The organism is Azospira restricta, from assembly GCF_016858125.1.
Taxonomy (GTDB): domain Bacteria; phylum Pseudomonadota; class Gammaproteobacteria; order Burkholderiales; family Rhodocyclaceae; genus Proximibacter; species Proximibacter restrictus.
The window spans coordinates 642,775-658,141 of record NZ_CP064781.1 but is presented as its reverse complement, the minus strand read 5'-3'; the positions used below and the strand labels follow the sequence as shown (position 1 = coordinate 658,141).

Genomic DNA, 15,367 nt, shown 5'->3' with positions numbered 1-15,367 from the left:
GGCGCTCAGGCGCGCTGTCGCCGGCGCCGTTCGTGCGCGTCGCCCGCGAGCGGCACGTCGATCTGCAGGCCGGGGCGCAGCGCCAGCAGGCGGTCGAGCACCCAGGGATTGGCTTCGTAGGCGAATTCCCGCGCCTGCAGCGGGGCGCCGGTGGCCGCCTCGACGAACAGCGCAACCGCCGCCGAGCGGCTGACGCCGGCCTCGCAATGCACCAGCACCGAGATCGCGAACGGTGCCGCGTGCAGGCGGCGAACGAAGTCGTCGATGCGCCGCGCGACGGCATGGTTGAACATCCCCGGCGGCGTCGGCGTGTACTCGTCGGCCGGCGCCGCGTCGAAGAAGGACAGGCGCAGCACGTGCTGGAACAGTGGGTCGAGGCTCGCCGCCGGCGCGCCCGGATCGGTGATCGAGATCACCGCCATGTAGGGGTTGCCGGCCAGCGATTCGGCGAGTTCGCGCGAGGCGAAGAAAACGTGGTTGATGGTCATCGGGAGCTCGGGGCGGGGGCTATTCCATGAACACGGGGTCGGAGAAGACCAGCGTGCCGTCCTTGCGCATCATCAGGTTGTCGGCCTTGATCAGATCGGGCAGCGCGTCGTACTCGCCGGCGAAGCCTTCCAGCGCGCGCAGCGATTCGTGCAGCGCCTCGCTCCAGCCCATCGGCGTCACCACCAGGTGATGCAGCGCGATGCGCCCCATGTCCTGCGCCAGGTTGCGCCACATCAGGCAGGCGTCGAAGTACGAGGTCGAGATCCGCGTCGCCAGCGCCGACGTCTCGTCGTTGCCGGGCAGCGGATAGAGCTTCTCGACCTCGACGATGTGGAACGGGAAGCCGCGGCTGGAGCGGCCGACCGTGCCGTGGTCGGCGAAGACCACCGGGAAGTGGCGGCCGGTCGGGCGGTCCGGCGCGGTGTAGTAGGCGTAGTCGGTCGGCGACGAGAGCAGCTTGAACACGCGTTCCTGGCCGTCGACGCAGTCGCCGTCGAGGACGATGGTGTTCTCGCCGCGGCCGATTTCGCGGCGGCCGTTCAACAGCGGGTGATCCGGGACCGGATCGGGGATCAGCGTGCCGCGGGTTTCGTCGTTCATCTCCGACTCCGGCCGGGTGCGTGGGCTGTGGCGGGCGCCGCGGCGCCCGCCCCGCGATTAGGCGACGATGTGCGCGCCGGCGTCGACGTAGATCGTCTGCCCGGTCATGCCGGACGAACCCGGCGTGCACAGGAAGGCGGTCAGCGCGCCGACTTCCTCGATCGTCACCGTGCGGCCGAGCGGCGCCTTGACCGCGTCGGCTTCGAGCAGCTGGTTGAAGTTGGCGATGCCGGAGGCGGCGCGCGTCATGATCGGGCCGGGCGACACGGCGAAGACGCGGATGCCCTTCGGGCCGAGGTCGTAGGCCATGTAGCGGACCGCCGACTCGAGCGCCGCCTTGATGATGCCCATCACGCCGTAGTTGCGGACGACGCGCTCGGCGCCGAGGTAGGACATCGTGATCAGCGAGCCGCCGTGCGCCATCAGCGGCTCGAGCGCCTTCGCCATGCGCAGGAAGCTGTGGCAGGAGACGTTCATCGCCGCGTCGAAGCCTTGTTCGCTGGTGTCGATGACGCGGCCGTGCAGGTCGTCGGCGTTGCAGAAGGCCATCGAATGGATGGCGAAGTCGATCTCGCCGAATTCGGCGCCGCACTTCTCGATGACGCCTTCTAGGCTGCCCGGCTGGCTGACGTCGAGCTTCTCGAAGAGGCGGGCGCCGAGCGCCTCGGCCAGCGGCTGCGTGTACTTTGCGGTCTTGTCGTTCTGGTAGGTCAGGGCGATCTCGGCGCCGAGCCCGCGCACCGCCTTGGCGACGGCGTAGGCGATCGACTTGTCGTTGGCGATGCCGGTGATCAGACCCTTCTTGCCGGCAAGCGGCAGCAGCAGGTCGGAGCGTTCGAGGGCGGCGTTTTCGGTCATGCTGTTCATGCGGTTCTTCCTTGCGCGGGTTCGATTCGCTGCGGCGCGGCGGGGGCGGGCGCTGCGCAACGCCCTGAAAACGTGGTTGTTGCGCCGCAGCATCCGATGATTTTCCTGCATCGGCGCCGTTTTACTCTTGATCTAGCGCAAATCCCGCGCGCCGCGCGACCTCCGGTTCGCTGCAATGCAGCACGGGCTGAGGCATTCTCCCGCCGGCGTCGGAAAAAGGACAAAAACCTGTTATTTTTCAGCCAACTGGCGTAGAATCCAGCCCCTTTCCCGCGTTTTCTCGAGCTGGTCGTCCGCATGCGGTATCCCGAGCGTTTCGATGTGATTGTTGTCGGTGGCGGCCATGCCGGCACCGAGGCGGCGCTCGCCGCCGCGCGCATGGGGCAGCGCACGCTGCTGCTGACGCACAACATGGACACGCTCGGCGCGATGAGCTGCAATCCGTCGATCGGCGGCATCGGCAAGGGCCACCTGGTGAAGGAGGTCGACGCGCTGGGCGGGGCGATGGCCGCCGCCACCGACGAGGCCGGCATCCAGTTCCGCATCCTCAACAGCTCGAAGGGCCCGGCGGTGCGCGCCACCCGCGCGCAGGCCGACCGCGTGCTGTACAAGCAGGCGATCCGTACGCGGCTGGAGAACCAGCCGAACCTGACCATCTTCGCGCAGGCCTGCGACGACCTGATCGTCGACGGCGAGCGCATCGCCGGCGCGGTAACGCAGTTGGGCATCCGCTTCGACGCGCGCGCGGTCGTGCTCACCGCCGGCACCTTCTTGAACGGCCTGATCCACGTCGGCCTGCAGAACTACACCGGCGGCCGCATGGGCGATCCGCCGTCGGTGTCGCTCGCCGCGCGCCTGCGCGAACTCAAGCTGCCGGTCGGCCGGCTGAAGACCGGCACGCCGCCGCGGCTGGACGGCAAGACAATCGACTTCTCGGTGATGGAGGAACAGCACTCGGACGATCCGCTGCCGGTCTTCTCCTACCTCGGCAACGCCGCGCAGCATCCACAGCAGCTGCCGTGCTGGGTAACCCAGACCAACGAGCGCACGCACCAGATCATCCGCGACAACCTCGACCGCTCGCCGATGTACACCGGCGTCATCGAGGGCGTCGGGCCGCGCTACTGCCCGTCGATCGAGGACAAGATCCACCGCTTCGCGGCCAAGGACAGCCACAACATCTTCCTCGAACCGGAAGGGCTGACGACGCACGAGATCTACCCGAACGGCATCTCGACCTCGCTGCCCTTCGACGTGCAGCTGGCGATCGTGCGTTCGATCAAGGGGCTCGAGCACTGCCACATCCTGCGCCCCGGCTATGCGATCGAGTACGACTACTTCGACCCGCGCGGGCTGAAGTCCTCGTTCGAGACCAAGGCCATCCGCGGCCTGTTCTTCGCCGGCCAGATCAACGGCACCACCGGCTACGAGGAAGCCGCCGCGCAGGGCCTGTTGGCCGGCGCCAACGCCGCGCGCTACGTACAGGAACGCGGGGCGTGGAGCCCGCGCCGCGACGAGGCCTACCTCGGCGTGCTGGTCGACGACCTGATCACGCGCGGCGTCTCCGAGCCGTACCGGATGTTCACCAGCCGCGCCGAATACCGCCTCTCGCTGCGCGAGGACAACGCCGACCTGCGCCTGACCGAAAAGGGGCGCGAGCTCGGGCTGGTCGACGACGCGCGCTGGGACGCCTTCAACCGCAAGCGCGATGCGATCGCCGCCGAACAGGAAAGGCTCAAGTCGACCTGGGTGCGGCCGCAGACGCTGCCGGCGGCCGACGCCGAGCGCGTGCTGGGCAAGGGCATCGAGCGCGAATACACGCTGTTCGACCTGCTGCGCCGGCCCGACGTCAGCTACGCGGCGCTGCTGACGCTGCCGGGCGCTGCCGGCGAGGGTACGAGTGGGCCGCTGACCGATCCGCAGGCGATCGAGCAGGTCGAGATCCAGGCCAAGTACCAGGGCTACATCGACCGCCAGCAGGAGGAGGTCGAGCGCAACCTGGCGCAGGAGGAAACGCCGTTGCCGGCCGGGCTCGACTACGCGGCGGTACCGGGGCTGTCCAAGGAAGTGCAGCAGAAGCTCGCGCAGCAGCGGCCGCAGACGGTCGGCCAGGCCTCGCGCATCCAGGGCATCACGCCGGCGGCGATCTCGATCCTGCTGGTGCATCTGAAGCGCCTCGGCGGCGGCGAGAAAAAATCCGCATGAGCCGCGAGCAGCAACTCGCGGACGGGCTGCGGGCTCTCGGCATCGCGCTGCCGGCGACGGTGCAGGCGCAGCTGCTGGCTTACGCCGCCTTCCTCGAAAAGTGGAACCGCACCTACAGCCTGACCGCGCTGCGCGACCCGGCGCTGGCGGTCAGCCACCACCTGCTCGACTCGCTGGCGATCCTGCCCTACGTCGATGCCGCCAGCCTGCTCGACGTCGGCAGCGGCGGCGGCCAGCCCGGCATCCCGCTGGCGATCGCGCGGCCGGAGCTGGCGGTGACGCTGGTGGACAGCAACAGCAAGAAGACCGCCTTCCTGCAGCAGGCGGCGATCGAGCTGGGGCTGAAGAACGTGCAGGTGGTCACCGCCCGCGTCGAGACCTTCGCGCCGGCGGCGCCGTTCGCCGCGATCACCTCGCGCGCCTTCGCCGAGCTGGCCGATTTCGTCGCGCTGACCCGCCACCTGCTGGCGCCCGGCGGGGCGTGGCTGGCGATGAAGGGGGTTCGCCCGGACGCGGAAATGAATAAACTGCCGGCTGACGTCGCGGTGGCGGCGGTGCACCGGCTGGACGTGCCGGGCGTGGATGGCGAGCGCCATCTGGTCGTAATCAGGGAGCGATGACGTGGCCAAAGTGCTGGCGGTGACTAATCAGAAGGGCGGCGTGGGCAAGACCACGACCGCGGTGAACCTGTCGGCGAGCCTCGCCGCCCTCGGCCAGCGCGTGCTGATGATCGACCTCGACCCGCAGGGCAACGCGACCACCGGCTGCGGCGTCATGAAGCGCGAGGCGCTGCCGACCGTGTACCAGATCCTGATCGGGCGCTCGACGCTGGACGAGGCGCGCATCCGCACCGAATTCGGCTTCGACATCCTGCCCGCCAACCGCGAGCTGGCCGGCGCCGAGGTCGAGCTGATCGAACTCGACAACCGCGAATACCGGTTGCGCGACGCGCTCGACGCCGCCGGCGAGCAGTACGACTTCGTGCTGCTCGACTGCCCGCCGGCGCTGAACATGCTGACCGTGAACGGGCTGGTCGCCGCCGAGGCGGTGATGATCCCGATGCAGTGCGAGTACTACGCGCTGGAAGGGCTGACCGACCTGGTGACGACGCTGCGGAAGGTGCGCGCCAACCTCAATCCGGTGCTGCAGATCGAAGGGCTGCTGCGCACCATGTACGACCCGCGCATGACGCTGATGCAGCAGGTTTCGGGCGAGCTCGAGAGCCACTTCGGCGACAAGGTCTACCAGAGCATCATTCCGCGCAACGTGCGGCTGGCCGAGGCGCCGTCCTACGGCAAGCCGGTGATCGCCTTCGACCGCGCGTCGAAGGGTGCCCAGGCCTACCTGCAGCTGGCGCAGGAGATGCTGGACCGCCGCGACGGCAAGGTCGCGACCAGCCAACAGGGAGCGCTGGCATGAGAATGAAGGGACTCGGCCGCGGCCTCGACGCGCTGCTCGCCGGCGACGAGGCGAAGAAGGAAGTGCAGCGCTCGCTGCCGGTGAGCGCGCTGCAGCCGGGCAAGTACCAGCCGCGCACGCAGATGGACCCGGCCTCGCTCGACGAACTGGCGGCGTCGATCCGCGCGCAGGGGCTGATGCAGCCGATCCTGGTGCGGCCGGTGGCGTCCGACCGCTACGAGATCATCGCCGGCGAACGCCGCTGGCGCGCCGCGCAGCTGGCCGGCCTCGGCGAGGTGCCGACGCTGATCCGCGAGATCCCCGACGACGCGGCGCTGGCGATGGCGCTGATCGAGAACATCCAGCGCGAGAACCTGAACCCGCTCGAGGAGGCGCTCGGCCTGCAGCGCCTGGTCGACGAGTTCGCGATGACGCACCAGCAGGCGGCCGACGCGGTCGGCCGTTCGCGCCCGGCGGCGTCGAACCTGCTGCGCCTGCTGCAGCTGGCGCAGCCGGTGCAGGACCTGCTGATGGCCGGCGCCATCGACATGGGCCATGCCCGCGCGCTGCTGCCGCTGGCCAACGGCTTGCAGGTGCAGCTGGCGCAGCGCATCGCGCAGAAGGGCCTGTCGGTGCGCGAGGCGGAGCGCCTGGTACAGCGCGAAATGGCGCCGCCGTCGGCGAAGCTGCCGCCGAAACCGGACCGCGACCTGCTGCGTCTGCAGGAGGAGCTTTCCGACGCGCTCGGCGCCAGCGTTGTGATCAAGGCCAACCGCAAGGGCGCCGGCAAGCTGACGATCGATTTTTCTGATCTGGATCAGTTGGAAGGCCTGCTGGCTCGGCTACGATAGCCGGCTACGTATAAGTACTATGTGCACCGCAGCAAAATTTGACTCATGTAGAAGAGTCGGATAGACTGCCGCGGTTTTGGTCGGAGCATTCCTTGCATCCGCAAGTCCGCTGGATCATTGGCTGGCAGGTGGCACTGACGCTGTCGATCGCGGCGGTCGCCGCGGTGTGGGGGGGTGCGAACGCTGCGCTGTCGGCGCTTGCCGGGGGCGGCATCGGGGTGGTAGCCAATCTGCTTTACGTGTGGCGAGCCATGCGCCTGTCGGTCGACGCGACCGGCAAGCCGGACCCGATGCGCGCCTATCGCGGCCAGGCGGCGGGGGAGGCGTACAAGTTCGCGGCGACGCTGGCCGGGTTTGCGCTGGTCTTCGTGGTGTACAAGGGCGTCGCGCCGATCCCGCTGTTCGTCGGGTACGCATCGACCTTCGTAATTTACTGGTTGGCGCTGGTCAGAAGGCGCTGATCTGCAACGGTTCTAGGGGATTGAGGGAGCATCATGAGCGCTGAAGGCGGCCTGACCACTACAGGTTATATCCAACACCACCTGACCAACCTGGCCGTCTGTGCCGACGCGGCCAAGGATGCCACCGGCCACTGCCATGGCTTCTGGACCTTCCACCTCGACACGCTGGTCGTTTCCGGCCTGCTCGGCCTGCTCGCCTTCGGCCTGATGGCCAAGCTGGCGAGCAAGGCCACCGCCGGCGTGCCGGGCGGCTGGCAGAACTTCGTCGAGATGGTGATCGGCATGGTCGACCAGCAGGTGCGCGACACCTTCCACGGCAAGAGCGCGCTGGTGACGCCGCTGGCGATCACGATCTTCATCTGGGTGTTCCTGATGAACGCGATGGACCTGATCCCGGTCGACTTCCTGCCGATCGCCGCCGCCGCCGTCGGCGTGCCGTACCTCAAGGTCGTCCCGACCACCGATCCCAACCTCACCTTCGCGATGTCGATCAGCGTGTTCTGCATCATGCTGTGGATGAACTTCAAGGTGAAGGGCTTCGGCGGCTTCATGCACGAGGTGTTCACCGCCCCGTTCGGCGCCAAGCTGGCGCCGGTGAACCTGATCTTCCGCATCGTCGAGGACATCGCCAAGCCGATCTCGCTGGCGCTGCGTCTGTTCGGCAACATGTACGCCGGCGAAATGGTGTTCATCCTGATCGCCCTGCTCGGCCTCTACCAGCTGCCGCTGGCGCTGCCCTGGGCGCTGTTCCACATCCTGATCATCACGCTGCAGGCGTTCGTGTTCATGATGCTGACCATCGTCTACATGTCGATGGCGTCCGAGTCGCACTAAAGGTTTCGCTTCACACACTGTCTTTTCAATTAACCGCTACTTTCCAAACTTAGGAGTCAACATGGAACTCGCAACCGTCCTTTCCAACACCGCTATCGCTGTTGCCATCCTGATCGGCGCCGGCGCCCTCGGCACCGCCATCGGCTTCGGCATCCTCGGCGGCCGCTTCCTGGAAGGCGCTGCCCGTCAGCCGGAAATGATCCCGACGCTGCAGGTCAAGATGTTCATCGTTGCCGGTCTGCTCGACGCCGTCACCATGATCGGTGTCGGTATTGCTCTGTTCCTCCTGTTCGCCAACCCGTTCCTGGCCCTGATCAAGTAATCGCCCGGTCCCTAACAGAAAGGAGTCTGGCGTGAGCATTAACGCTACTCTGATTGGTCAGGCGATCTGGTTCGCGATCTTCATCTGGATCACGATGAAGTACGTCTGGCCGCCGCTGCAAAAGGCGATGGCCGAGCGCCAGCATCAGATCGCCGAAGGCCTCGCCGCCGCCGAGCGCGGCAAGCAGGAGCAGGAGATCGCCGCCAAGCGCTCCGCCGACGCCCTGCGCGAAGCCAAGGAAAAGGCCTCCGACGTGATCGCCGCCGCCGAAAAGCGCGCGCAGCTGATCGTCGAGGAAGCCAAGGGTCAAGCCAAGGTCGAGGCGGACAAGGTGGTCGCCAGCGCCAAGGCCGAGATCGACCAGGAAGTCGAACGGGCCAAGCAGCAGCTGCGCGAGCGCGTGGCCGAGCTGGCCGTCGCCGGTGCCGAGAAGATCCTGAAGAAGGAAATCAACGCCGCCGCGCACGCCGACATCCTCGGTTCGCTCAAGCAAGGTCTGTAACGCATATGGCTGAAACCGTCACCATTGCCCGGCCGTACGCCGAAGCGGTGTTCTCGCTGGCGCGCGAAAAAGGCGCGCTGGCGCAGTGGTCCGACCGTCTCGAGGCGCTGGCGAACTTCGCCGGCAACGCCGAGGTGGCCGCTGTCATCGACAACCCGAATGTGCGTCAGGAGCAGCTCGTCGAGCTGTTCTCCGCGGCATGCGGCAAGGCGGATGACGGTCTGACCAACCTGCTCAAGCTGTTGGCCCAGAACGACCGGCTGACCGTTCTCCCCGAGATTGCCGGTCTCTACGAGACCATGAAGCGCGCCGAAGAAGGCACCCGCGACGGCGAGATCGTCTCCGCCTTCCCGCTGTCCGAAGCGCAGGTCAAGGAAGTCACTCCCGAGCTCGAGAAGCACTTCAAGTGCAAGCTCAACCTGTCGGTCACGGTCGATGCGACCCTGATCGGCGGCATCGTGGTGACCGTTGGCGACCAGACGCTCGACGCCTCCGTGCGCGGCAAGCTCGCGGCGATGGCCGTGGCGCTGAAAAACTAGGAGATTTCCATGCAGTTGAATCCATCCGAAATTAGCGAACTGATCAAGAGCAAGATCTCGAATCTGCAGGCGAGCAGTGAAGTTCGCACCCAGGGCACGGTGGTTTCCGTGACCGACGGCATCTGCCGTGTCCACGGCCTGCAGGACGTCATGCAGGGCGAAATGCTGGAATTCCCCGGCAACACGTTCGGCATGGCCCTGAACCTCGAGCGCGACTCCGTCGGCGCCGTCGTTCTCGGCGAATACGGCCACATCGTCGAAGGCGACACCGTCAAGTGCACGGGCCGCATCCTCGAAGTGCCGGTCGGCCCCGAGCTGCTCGGTCGCGTCGTCAACTCGCTGGGCCAGCCGATCGACGGCAAGGGCCCGATCAACGCCAAGCTGACCGACAAGATCGAAAAGGTCGCGCCGGGCGTGATCTGGCGCAAGTCGGTGTCGCAGCCGGTGCAGACCGGCCTCAAGTGCGTCGACTCGATGGTTCCGGTCGGCCGCGGCCAGCGCGAGCTGATCATCGGCGACCGCCAGACCGGCAAGACCGCCGTCGCCATCGACACGATCATCAACCAGAAGGGCAAGAACCTCTTCTGTATCTACGTCGCCGTCGGCCAGAAGGCCTCGACGATCGCCAACGTCGTGCGCAAGCTCGAAGAGCACGGCGCGATGGAATACACCATCGTCGTCGCCTCGTCGGCGTCCGAATCGGCCGCGCTGCAGTTCATCGCGCCGTACGCCGGGTGCACGATGGGCGAGTACTTCCGCGACCGCGGCATGGACGCGCTGATCATTTACGACGACCTGACCAAGCAGGCCTGGGCCTACCGTCAGGTGTCGCTGCTGCTGCGCCGCCCGCCGGGCCGCGAAGCCTACCCGGGCGACGTCTTCTACCTGCACTCGCGTCTGCTCGAGCGCGCCGCGCGCGTCTCGGAAGAATGGGTCGAGAAGCTGACCAACGGCGAAGTCAAGGGCAAGACCGGTTCGCTGACCGCGCTGCCGGTCATCGAAACGCAGGCCGGCGACGTCTCGGCGTTCGTTCCGACCAACGTCATCTCGATTACCGACGGCCAGATCTTCCTTGAGACCGACCTGTTCAACGCCGGTATCCGTCCCGCGATCAACGCCGGTATCTCGGTGTCGCGCGTCGGCGGCGCCGCGCAGACCAAGCTGATCAAGAAGCTCGGCGGCGGCGTCCGTCTGGCGCTGGCCCAGTACCGCGAACTGGCGGCCTTCGCGCAGTTCGCCTCGGACCTCGACGAAGCCACCCGCAAGCAGCTCGAGCGCGGCAAGCTGGTCACCGAGCTGATGAAGCAGCCGCAGTACGCGCCGCTGTCGATCTCGGAAATGGCCGTGACGCTGTACGCCTCGGACAAGGGCTACTTCGACGACGTCGAAGTGAAGCGCGCCCTCGAGTGCGAAAAGGCGATGATCGGCTACCTGAAGGCCAACTGCGCCGACCTCCTGAACAAGATGGAGTCGACCGCCGAGCTGGACGCCGAATCGGAGAAGCAGCTCGCCGCCGGCATCCAGGCGTTCAAGGGCACGTGGGCCTGATCGGCTAGGAGAACGCCATGCCTAGCGGCAAGGAAATTCGCAACAAGATCAAGAGCGTCGAGAACACGCGCAAGATCACGAAGGCCATGGAGATGGTGGCCGCATCCAAGATGCGCAAGGCGCAGGATCGGATGCGGGCCGCCCGCCCCTACGGCGACAAGATCCGGCGCGTGGCGGCGAACCTGTCGCACGCGATTGCCGAGTACAAGCACCCCTTCCTCGCCAAGCGCGAGTCGGTGAAGACCGTCGGCCTGATCCTCGTCACTTCCGACAAGGGTCTGTGCGGCGGCCTGAACTCGAACGTGCTGCGCCTCGCCGTGCAGCGCATGAAGGAATGGGACGCTCAGGGCGCCGCGATCCAGGTGACGGCGATCGGCAACAAGGGCTTCGGCTTCATGCAGCGCGCCGGCGCCAAGCTGGTCTCGCACGTCACCGGCCTCGGCGACACGCCGCACCTCGAAAAGCTGATCGGACCGGTCAAGGTCCAGCTCGACGCCTTCGTCAAGGGCGAGATCGACCAGCTCTACATCGGCTACACCCGCTTCATCAACACGATGAAGCAGGAGCCGGTGATCGAGCAGCTGCTGCCCCTGTCGGGCGACGCGGTCGGCTCGACCGAGGCCAACTGGGACTATGTCTACGAGCCGGAAGCCAGGGAAGTCGTCGACGACCTGCTGATCCGCTACGTCGAAGCGCTGATCTACCAGGCGGTGGCCGAGAACATGGCCTCCGAGCAGAGCGCACGGATGGTGGCGATGAAGTCGGCATCGGATAACGCCAAGAACGTGATCGGCGAACTGAAGCTCGTCTATAACAAGACGCGCCAGGCCGCGATCACCAAGGAACTGTCCGAGATCGTCGGCGGCGCCGCGGCGGTGTAACAGGTTTCAATCATTGAGGGATTCAACATGAGTCAAGGTACCATCGTTCAGTGCATCGGCGCGGTTGTGGACATCCAGTTCCCGCGCGAAGCGATGCCCAAGGTCTATGACGCCCTGATGCTCGACAAGAGCGAAGAACACGCCGCTGTCGAGACGGGTCTGACCTTCGAAGTGCAGCAGGAAATCGGCGACGGCGTCGTCCGTACGATCGCCATGGGCTCGTCCGACGGCCTGCGCCGCGGCATGAAGGTGAACAACACCGGCGCCCCGATCTCGGTGCCAGTCGGCCACGGCACGCTGGGCCGCATCATGGACGTGCTCGGCCGTCCGATCGACGAGGCCGGCCCGATCGCCGGCAACGAAGTGCGCGCCATCCACCAGCCGGCACCGAAGTTCGACGAGCTCTCGCCGTCGGTCGACCTGCTCGAAACCGGCATCAAGGTTATCGACCTGGTCTGTCCGTTCGCCAAGGGCGGCAAGGTCGGCCTGTTCGGCGGTGCCGGCGTCGGCAAGACCGTCAACATGATGGAGCTGATCAACAACATCGCCAAGCAGCACTCGGGTCTGTCGGTGTTCGCCGGCGTAGGCGAGCGTACCCGCGAGGGCAACGACTTCTACCATGAGATGAAGGACTCCAACGTTCTCGACAAGGTGGCGATGGTCTTCGGTCAGATGAACGAGCCCCCGGGCAACCGTCTGCGCGTCGCGCTGACCGGCCTGACGATGGCCGAGCGCTTCCGCGACGACGGCCGCGACATCCTGCTCTTCATCGACAACATCTACCGCTACACGCTGGCCGGTACCGAAGTGTCGGCGCTGCTCGGCCGGATGCCGTCCGCGGTGGGCTACCAGCCGACGCTGGCCGAAGAAATGGGCCGCCTGCAGGAGCGCATCACCTCGACCAAGGTCGGCTCGATCACCTCGATTCAGGCCGTGTATGTTCCGGCGGACGACCTGACCGACCCGTCGCCGGCGACCACCTTCCTGCACCTCGACTCGACCGTCGTGCTGTCACGTGACATCGCCGCGCTGGGTATCTACCCGGCCGTCGACCCGCTCGACTCCACCTCGCGCCAGCTCGACCCGCAGATCGTCGGCGAGGAGCACTACGGCGTCGCCCGCCAGGTGCAGACCACGCTGCAGCGCTACAAGGAACTGCGCGACATCATCGCGATTCTGGGCATGGACGAACTGTCGCCGGAAGACAAGCTGGCCGTCGCCCGTGCGCGGAAGATCCAGCGCTTCCTGTCGCAGCCGTTCCACGTCGCCGAAGTGTTCACCGGTTCGCCCGGCAAGTTCGTTTCGCTGAAGGACACGATCAAGGGCTTCAAGATGATCGTTTCCGGCGAGTGCGACGCGCTGCCCGAGCAGGCCTTCTACATGGTCGGCGGGATCGAGGAAGCCTTCGAGAAGGCCAAGACGCTGCAGTAATCGCAGTAATTAATGGGAGACCCGGCAATGGCAATTACCGTACATTGCGACGTGGTGAGCGCTGAAGAGCAGATCTTCTCGGGCATCGTCGAATTCGGCGTGTTCCCGGGCGAAGCCGGCGAGCTTGGGGTGTATCCGCACCACACGCCGCTGCTGACCCGGATCAAGCCCGGCACGATCCGCCTGAAAGTGCCTGCCCAGGCCGACTACGAGCTGGTCTACGTCTCGGGCGGCATGCTCGAGGTGCAGCCGAACATGATCACCGTGCTCGCTGACACCGCGATCCGTGCCCACGACCTGGACGAAGCCAAGGCGCTGGACGCCAAGAAGCGTGCGGAGGAGGCCCTCTCCAACCGCAACGCGGAAATGGACTACGCCACCGCCGAAGCCGAACTGGCCCAGGCCGTTGCCCAGCTGCAGGCGATCAAGAAGCTCAAGAATCGCCACTGAGCGCGCGTACCGCTGAAAGAAAAAGGCAGCCTCGGCTGCCTTTTTCTTTGGTTGCGATGCCCGCTCGTCGCCCCAGCGCCCGGGTGCCGACGGCAGGGGGCACTCAGTCCGGCGTCGGCAATTTGCCCGCGCGCAGCTCCAGCCGCGCCAGTTGGTCAGCGAGCGTCGCGACCTCGCGGGCGAAGGCGCCGGCCTCGGCGCGGCGTACCAGCAGCCGCTCCTCGTCGAGCAGGTACTCGCCGAAGTTGGCGCCGAGGCGCTGCGCCTGCGCGGCGCCGCTGGCGCGAAGCAGCCGGCCGGCGGCGGCGACGCGGTGCGCGGCGATGTCGCCGACGAGTCCGGCGAGGTCCGCCTCGACGTCCCAGCGCAGGTTGCGGGCGACGAAGCCGAGCGCCTCGGCGAAGTCGGCGGCGCCCTCGATGCGCGCGCTGGCGAACAGCGACGCGCGGTCGGTGAGGAAGCGCAGCGGTGCGTCGTCGGGCAGGCGGACGGTGACCGCGGCGGGGGCCGCGTCGCCGCAGGCGTTCAGGCTGCCGTCGCCGGCGACGGCGAAGGTCTGCGCGAACGGCCCCAGCTCGAAGCGCGCGTGCTGGCCGGCAAACGGCTTCAGGCGCGCGCGTGCCCAGCCCTCCGCGGCGAGCAGATGATTGACGAAGGCGAAGGTGGCGCGCTGCAGCATCAGCGCCGGCGCCGGCCACCGTCGGCCGTTGCCCCCGGGGCGGACCCTCGGCTGCGCAGAGCGTTCGCCGCGCGCATCATCGTCCCGCCCGCGCTCAGAACTTGAAGCCGCGGTGCAGCGCGCAGACGCCGAGGCTCAGGTTGAAATAGTCGACGCGTTCGAGCCCGGCCTGCTCCATCATCGACTTCATCGTCTCCTGGTCGGGATGGACGCGGATCGACTCGGCGAGGTAGCGGTAGCTCGCCTCGTCCTTGACCAGCAGCTGGCCGATGCGCGGGATGACGTTGAACGAGTAGAAGTCGTAGACCGGCGCCAGCGGCTTCCACACCTGCGAGAACTCGAGCACCAGCAGGCGGCCGCCGGGACGCAGCACGCGCCGCATCTCCTTCAGCGCCGAGTCCTTGTGCGTCATGTTGCGCAGGCCGAAGGCGACCGTCACGCAGTCGAAGTAGTCGTCGGGGAAGGGCAGCTTCTCGGCGTCGCACTGCGCGACCGGCGTGATGAAGCCCTTGTCGCACAGGCGATCGCGGCCGCGTGTCAGCATCGCGTTGTTGATGTCGGTGAGCCACACCTGGCCGCTCTTGCCGACGCGCTTCAGAAAGGCGAGCGACAGGTCGCCGGTGCCGCCGGCGACGTCGAGCACGCGCGAGCCCTCGCGGACGCCGCTCTTGGCGATCGTGAACGCCTTCCACAGCCGGTGCAGGCCGCCGGACATCACGTCGTTCATCAGGTCGTAGCGCTGCGCGACCGAGTCGAAGACGTCGGCGACGCGGCGCGCCTTTTCCGCTTCCTGGACCTGCTCGTAGCCGAAATGGGTGGTCTTGTCGTTCATGGGGGTACGCTCAGTGGTGCCCGCAGCCGCCCTTGGGCTTGGCCGGCGCGGGGGGAATGTTGGCGGGGTCGGCCGGGTCGCGGCTCTTGCCTTCGGCGGCGAGGCGGTCGAGGTAGGTCTGCCACAGCTCGTCGCGGTGCTTGCCGAGGTTGTAGAGCAGGTCCCAGGAATAGAGGCCGCTGTCGTGGCCGTCGCTGAAGACCGGGCGGATCGCGTAGTTGCCGACCGGCTCGATGCGCTCTATGCCGACGTCGCGCTTGCCGACCTGCAGCGTCTCCTGGCCGGGGCCGTGCCCACGCGCCTCGGCCGACGGCGTGAATACGCGCAGGTACTCGTAGCTGAGCTCGAAGCGCTCGCCGTCGGCGAAGGCGATTTCGAGGAGGCGCGACTTCTGGTGCAGCTTGATCTCGGTGGGAACAGGGGTGTCGTTGCCAAGTCCGGCCATGATGCGGTCCCGGGTGTGTTGCGAGCCCGTAAT

General features: G+C 67.0%; 19 protein-coding genes. 13 read left to right on the top strand and 6 right to left on the bottom strand.

Translation table 11 applies throughout. The features are described 5' to 3' along the window. Positions 1–5: 5 nt before the first annotated feature. From IWH25_RS03110 to fabI, 3 genes are read right to left on the bottom strand one after another with little or no spacing between them, the layout of a single operon-like run. On the bottom strand, positions 6–488 hold the full coding sequence (locus tag IWH25_RS03110; protein ID WP_203387900.1) for a dual specificity protein phosphatase family protein: 483 nt from the start codon (positions 486–488) through the stop codon (positions 6–8). Positions 489–507: 19 nt separating this feature from the next. Further along, on the bottom strand, positions 508–1,089 hold the full coding sequence (locus tag IWH25_RS03105; RefSeq protein ID WP_203387899.1) for a hypothetical protein: 582 nt from the start codon (positions 1,087–1,089) through the stop codon (positions 508–510). Positions 1,090–1,146: 57 nt separating this feature from the next. Next, positions 1,147–1,956, bottom strand: a complete 810-nt coding sequence (fabI, locus tag IWH25_RS03100) for an enoyl-ACP reductase FabI (RefSeq protein ID WP_238998982.1) — start codon at positions 1,954–1,956, stop codon at positions 1,147–1,149. Positions 1,957–2,253: 297 nt separating this feature from the next. Between fabI and mnmG the strand changes: the two genes are divergently transcribed. From mnmG to IWH25_RS03035, 13 genes are all read left to right on the top strand, one after another. After that, positions 2,254–4,161, top strand: a complete 1,908-nt coding sequence (mnmG, locus tag IWH25_RS03095) for a tRNA uridine-5-carboxymethylaminomethyl(34) synthesis enzyme MnmG (protein WP_203387898.1) — start codon at positions 2,254–2,256, stop codon at positions 4,159–4,161. Next, a complete protein-coding gene (gene rsmG / locus IWH25_RS03090) occupies positions 4,158–4,781 on the top strand; it encodes a 16S rRNA (guanine(527)-N(7))-methyltransferase RsmG (RefSeq protein ID WP_203387897.1) in 624 nt (207 codons plus the stop codon). The genes mnmG and rsmG overlap by 4 nt, the downstream gene beginning before the upstream one ends. Before the next feature lies 1 nt (position 4,782). After that, a complete protein-coding gene (locus IWH25_RS03085; RefSeq protein WP_203387896.1) occupies positions 4,783–5,580 on the top strand; it encodes a ParA family protein in 798 nt (265 codons plus the stop codon). Continuing rightward, entirely contained in the window at positions 5,577–6,410 is an 834-nt protein-coding gene (locus tag IWH25_RS03080; protein WP_203387895.1) for a ParB/RepB/Spo0J family partition protein, read from the top strand. The genes IWH25_RS03085 and IWH25_RS03080 overlap by 4 nt, the downstream gene beginning before the upstream one ends. Positions 6,411–6,502: 92 nt before the next feature. Beyond that, positions 6,503–6,871, top strand: a complete 369-nt coding sequence (locus tag IWH25_RS03075) for an ATP synthase subunit I (RefSeq protein ID WP_203387894.1) — start codon at positions 6,503–6,505, stop codon at positions 6,869–6,871. A 33-nt stretch (positions 6,872–6,904) separates the two neighbouring features. Next, the gene (gene atpB / locus IWH25_RS03070) at positions 6,905–7,705 is read left to right on the top strand and encodes a F0F1 ATP synthase subunit A (RefSeq protein WP_203387893.1); all 801 of its coding nucleotides are present in this window, start codon (positions 6,905–6,907) and stop codon (positions 7,703–7,705) included. Positions 7,706–7,766: 61 nt separating this feature from the next. Further along, positions 7,767–8,027: a F0F1 ATP synthase subunit C gene (atpE, locus tag IWH25_RS03065; protein WP_203387892.1), complete on the top strand. Its 261-nt coding sequence runs from the start codon at positions 7,767–7,769 to the stop codon at positions 8,025–8,027. Between the two features lie 31 nt (positions 8,028–8,058). Continuing rightward, on the top strand, positions 8,059–8,529 hold the full coding sequence (locus IWH25_RS03060; protein WP_203387891.1) for a F0F1 ATP synthase subunit B: 471 nt from the start codon (positions 8,059–8,061) through the stop codon (positions 8,527–8,529). A 5-nt stretch (positions 8,530–8,534) separates the two neighbouring features. Then, entirely contained in the window at positions 8,535–9,068 is a 534-nt protein-coding gene (locus IWH25_RS03055; RefSeq protein ID WP_203387890.1) for a F0F1 ATP synthase subunit delta, read from the top strand. Positions 9,069–9,077: 9 nt separating this feature from the next. After that, a complete protein-coding gene (gene atpA / locus IWH25_RS03050; protein WP_203387889.1) occupies positions 9,078–10,616 on the top strand; it encodes a F0F1 ATP synthase subunit alpha in 1,539 nt (512 codons plus the stop codon). 17 nt (positions 10,617–10,633) lie between these two features. Beyond that, a complete protein-coding gene (gene atpG, locus IWH25_RS03045) occupies positions 10,634–11,497 on the top strand; it encodes a F0F1 ATP synthase subunit gamma (RefSeq protein ID WP_203387888.1) in 864 nt (287 codons plus the stop codon). Positions 11,498–11,524: 27 nt separating this feature from the next. Continuing rightward, complete coding sequence (atpD, locus tag IWH25_RS03040; protein WP_203387887.1) at positions 11,525–12,928, top strand: F0F1 ATP synthase subunit beta; 1,404 nt, start codon at positions 11,525–11,527, stop codon at positions 12,926–12,928. Positions 12,929–12,955: 27 nt separating this feature from the next. Then, positions 12,956–13,378: a F0F1 ATP synthase subunit epsilon gene (locus IWH25_RS03035; protein ID WP_203387886.1), complete on the top strand. Its 423-nt coding sequence runs from the start codon at positions 12,956–12,958 to the stop codon at positions 13,376–13,378. A gap of 103 nt (positions 13,379–13,481) precedes the next feature. Here IWH25_RS03035 and IWH25_RS03030 read toward each other — a convergent pair whose 3' ends face one another. The 3 genes from IWH25_RS03030 to IWH25_RS03020 all read right to left on the bottom strand — a co-directional run bounded on the left by IWH25_RS03030 (position 13,482) and on the right by IWH25_RS03020 (position 15,334). Further along, positions 13,482–14,057 (bottom strand): ubiquinone biosynthesis accessory factor UbiJ, encoded by a 576-nt coding sequence (locus tag IWH25_RS03030; protein WP_203387885.1) that lies wholly within the window; start codon positions 14,055–14,057, stop codon positions 13,482–13,484. A 94-nt stretch (positions 14,058–14,151) separates the two neighbouring features. Continuing rightward, entirely contained in the window at positions 14,152–14,889 is a 738-nt protein-coding gene (gene ubiE, locus IWH25_RS03025) for a bifunctional demethylmenaquinone methyltransferase/2-methoxy-6-polyprenyl-1,4-benzoquinol methylase UbiE (protein ID WP_203387884.1), read from the bottom strand. A 10-nt stretch (positions 14,890–14,899) separates the two neighbouring features. Continuing rightward, positions 14,900–15,334, bottom strand: coding sequence for a gamma-butyrobetaine hydroxylase family protein (locus IWH25_RS03020; protein ID WP_203387883.1), 435 nt, complete (start codon positions 15,332–15,334; stop codon positions 14,900–14,902). Between the last annotated feature and the right edge of the window lie 33 nt (positions 15,335–15,367).